Below are 3,770 nucleotides of genomic sequence, written 5' to 3'. Positions count from 1 at the left end.
AAAAGGTCAACCTATTTCAGTATAATACAGAATCCAATCGAAGAACATTGAATACAGCCATTTTAAGTTATAATTTAATATTGTATGAAAACAATACATGATAAGATAAATAATGTTAGAATATCTAATGGTGAAATTCTTGAACTTAATGATTTAGGATTATTAGAAATCCCTGCCCAAGTATTTGAATTGAAACAGTTAAAAATATTAAGATTAAGAAGGAATAAAATAAAAAATATTCCTACCGAAATTAAATGTCTCGACCAGCTCATTGAGCTGAATTTAATTGATAATGAACTTGAATCTTTCCCAGAATCACTAACAAGTTTAAAAAGTCTGCAAATATTGCATTTAAGGAAGAATAAAATATCATCGATTCCCAAAAGCATTTCAAACCTAAAACTTCTTACTCATTTAAATCTTGGAAACAACAATTTAGTTAGTTTACCACAAGAAATTGGAGATTTAGATTCTTTGATTCATTTATTTGTAAAAAACAATGAAATTAAAAGACTTCCTAGCTCTATTAAAAAATTAGAGAATATTAAAGAACTAATGCTGAATGACAATCCAATCATTTATCCGCCAAAAGAAGTCTTGGATGGAGGTCTTATGAGAATTCTGTTGTTCTTTTTTCTTGAAGAATCTGACTTTTATAATTCATCAAATTTAACATTCAAAATTCCAAAAGAGTTAAGAACTGCTATTAAACAATATTTAAGTTATTTTCCTGAATATGTTGAAATATCAAAAGGAAAAAATATCCAATTTGAGACGAAATCTCACGATGAAGGTGTAACGATTGTTATGTCAGATAAAGATAGTATTGAGGAACTTAATGAATATTTTAATGAATATTTAGGATTTGTAAAAACAAACATAGAATCCATAGCACCAAAAATAGAAATTGTATTATCAGAAACGCAAAGAGATTTATTTATATTAGAATTGAAACAGCAAGTAATTCATCTTAAAAATCAAGTGGAGATAAGAGAATTCAAACTTAAATATTTAGAAAACCAAGTAGAACAATATTTTGATCTATTAAAACTAGAAAAAACAAATCCAAATCCAGTCTTTATAAACACCATCGCAACTTCTAATTCAAATGTAGAAGCAAAAATTGAAATAATTTCAAATCTAAAAGTAGAATTTCCTGTTTTACAGAACAATGTGTATCATTTACTTCATGAATTACCAGAAGACACACCGAGTATAATAAAAGAAGAGATAAAACAAATTGATGATGAGCTTATTGAGCAAGGGAATATCTCATCACAAAATGATATAAATAAAACACCTTTAAAGAGAATTAAAAGACTGTTTGACCAAATCACCGACGAAGAATCAGAGTTCAGTAAAGTCATTAAAAAATCACAGAAATTAAAAAAATCTGTACAAAATTTGGGAAAAACTTATAATAAAATTGCCCAATGGACTGGGTTGCCAAATATTCCTGATTTAATTTTAGAATTATAAAGTAAAAACTACACCCAACACAGTATATAAAAAATTGCTAGTTTTAGCTAAACCAAAGTTCGTTGCTTGTTTGCTAGCCTCTGATTTTCCTTCGGAAAATCCTCGCACACAAACACGCAACTTTCCATATGCATTAAACGTTGTGCGTAATTAAAAAAACCGACGACAATCAATTAAATATTCATAAAATAAACATAACTTTCCCTAACCATTTTTTCATATAAAACCAATAAAGATGAATGATAAAAAAGATAATATCATTAAGATTTTCTTAGAGGCACAAAATAGATTAGTTTTTCAATCATCAGATTTGTCACTAGATTCCATAGCTAGTATGGTTTCGGAAGAAGCTATCAATATAAAACCAACATACCAAAGAAGAGATCGTTGGGATGTTCCAAGACAATCAGCCTTAATCGAATCTTTTCTTTTAAACATTCCTGTTCCACCTATCTATTTAGCAGAAGATGAATACGGAAAATATTCTGTGATTGATGGAAAGCAGAGAATAACAGCAATTTACAATTTCATAAATCAAGGTATGGAATTAGAAAGTCTAGAGAAATTTAAAGAATTAGAAGGATATACATTTAATGAACTTCCTGCTCAGCTGAATAATGCGTTAAAAATACGACCTTATTTAAGAGTAATTACTTTGTTAAAACAATCTGACCCAAATCTGAAATACGAAGTCTTTAATAGACTAAACACTGGAGGAATAAAACTACTACCTCAAGAAATTAGAAATGCAGCCTATGAAGGAGAATTTAATCGTCTGCTAATCAAATTATCAGAAAACTCATTCTTAGTCAAACAATTTAATATTAATTCCGAAAAAGAAAGACTACAATCAAAGGTATATAAAGAAATGATAGACCTTGAATATGTGCTAAGGTTTTTCACGCTTCGGTCCACTTGGAATTCCTTCTCTGGAAATATGAAAAATGAGTTGGATAACTTTATGAGAAATCATCAACAGGTTGACAGTGGAGCTTTAGAAGAATTCGACTTTTTATTTAATAAATCAATGGAAGCTTGTGAGATTATTTTTGGTAAAGATGCATTCAGACGTCCAGATGGGAGAAATGAATTGATTCAAGGTATTTATGATGCACAAGCAGTTGGATTATCCTTTTTTGTGCAAAATAGCTTTCAAGCTTTAATAGATAATAAAGTGCTTATAAAGGAAACATTTAATCAAAAGTACACTGAAGATGATAATTTCCAAGTTTCAATGAGACAATTTACTTCTAATATCAAGCAAGTGGCATATCGAATTGGTACTATGAAAGATATTGTAAAATCAATTATCGAATAATGGCAACAGCTAAAGAGGTGTTAATAGAAAGGTTTGTTAACCTTGAAAATGCTTTGGCATCACCAGAAGTTTCACCTTTAGCTTTAACTCAAAGAGCCCATAATGAGAAAGCAAGAATGTTAAGAAATGGGCTAGCAATTATAGAATTCAATATAATTGAAGACTTCATTAAAAGAAGAATTGGGGAAGCATTCAAGTATTTAGGGACTTGTGGAATTGCATTTAACGATTTGCCCCAAACTATTATTGAGGCATCCTTATACAAAGCTTTAAAAGGAATACTTCAACGAGCCGAAAACCTAAAGCGTACAACAGGAGATCATATAACTTTTATTCAATCAGAGGCAAAATTTCTAGCTAGTACTTTGGATTCTAGCTTTGAATTATCTGAATATACTTTAGGTTGGGATAAATCGAACCTATCTACTGAAGATTTAAAAGATATTTTTAAAATTTTTCAAATTCAAGGAGGTTGGTCGTCGGTACAAGAGATTAGTTCAATGTTAAACATAACATTAATTCAGCCTAGTGATATTTTTAGGAATGCTGCACAAAGAAGGCATAAGGCAGCGCATAATCCGAATTCAGACGCACCTATAAATGACTTAACAGATTTTGTTTTACAAGGGAAAATTATCGCTTTAGCCTTCGATGCTTTAATTTCAAAAAGTTTAAAGCACATATTAGATAATGATAATAATTTTCTTCAAGGTAATTTAAAAACTATACCATCACAGTTAAAATTTAGGTTTCTAAAGAATGTTGATGGAAAGTGGAAAGAATATGTTGGAAATAGCAATAGAGCATATCGAACAAATACTGATTTTAATATTATATTAAATGAGAGTAAAATTAGGGCACAAAACAAAAATGAAATTCTAGTTATAAAACCTAGTGAGAACAGTATTAAAGATTGGTTTATTACGGAAATATAAAAACTACGCACAACAAAGAACTGAGTTAAAAAACAAGC

3 protein-coding genes are annotated in these 3,770 nt (G+C 29.3%); all 3 read left to right on the top strand.

The window, feature by feature from the left end:
* Positions 1-84 precede the first annotated feature (84 nt).
* Positions 85-1,479, top strand: a complete 1,395-nt coding sequence (locus PW52_RS17290; RefSeq protein WP_052823547.1) for a leucine-rich repeat domain-containing protein — start codon at positions 85-87, stop codon at positions 1,477-1,479.
* Positions 1,480-1,714: 235 nt separating this feature from the next.
* The gene (locus tag PW52_RS16840) at positions 1,715-2,797 is read left to right on the top strand and encodes a DUF262 domain-containing protein (protein WP_044634153.1); all 1,083 of its coding nucleotides are present in this window, start codon (positions 1,715-1,717) and stop codon (positions 2,795-2,797) included.
* Positions 2,797-3,732 (top strand): HEPN domain-containing protein, encoded by a 936-nt coding sequence (locus PW52_RS16835; RefSeq protein ID WP_044634152.1) that lies wholly within the window; start codon positions 2,797-2,799, stop codon positions 3,730-3,732. Before PW52_RS16840 ends, PW52_RS16835 begins: the two co-directional genes overlap by 1 nt.
* The last annotated feature ends 38 nt before the right edge of the window (positions 3,733-3,770 follow it).

It is taken from the genome of Neotamlana sedimentorum, assembly GCF_000943565.1.
Classification (GTDB): domain Bacteria; phylum Bacteroidota; class Bacteroidia; order Flavobacteriales; family Flavobacteriaceae; genus Neotamlana; species Neotamlana sedimentorum.
The sequence above is the reverse complement of the archived record's forward strand: the minus strand, read 5'-3'. Positions and strand labels throughout refer to the sequence as shown.

What these genes read in the sequence shown, in the direction of transcription:
- PW52_RS17290 (WP_052823547.1), top strand. Translation starts at nt 85, where the DNA reads ATGAAAACAATACATGATAAGATAAATAATGTTAGAATATCTAATGGT.
- PW52_RS16840 (WP_044634153.1), top strand. Translation starts at nt 1,715, where the DNA reads ATGAATGATAAAAAAGATAATATCATTAAGATTTTCTTAGAGGCACAA.
- PW52_RS16835 (WP_044634152.1), top strand. Translation starts at nt 2,797, where the DNA reads ATGGCAACAGCTAAAGAGGTGTTAATAGAAAGGTTTGTTAACCTTGAA.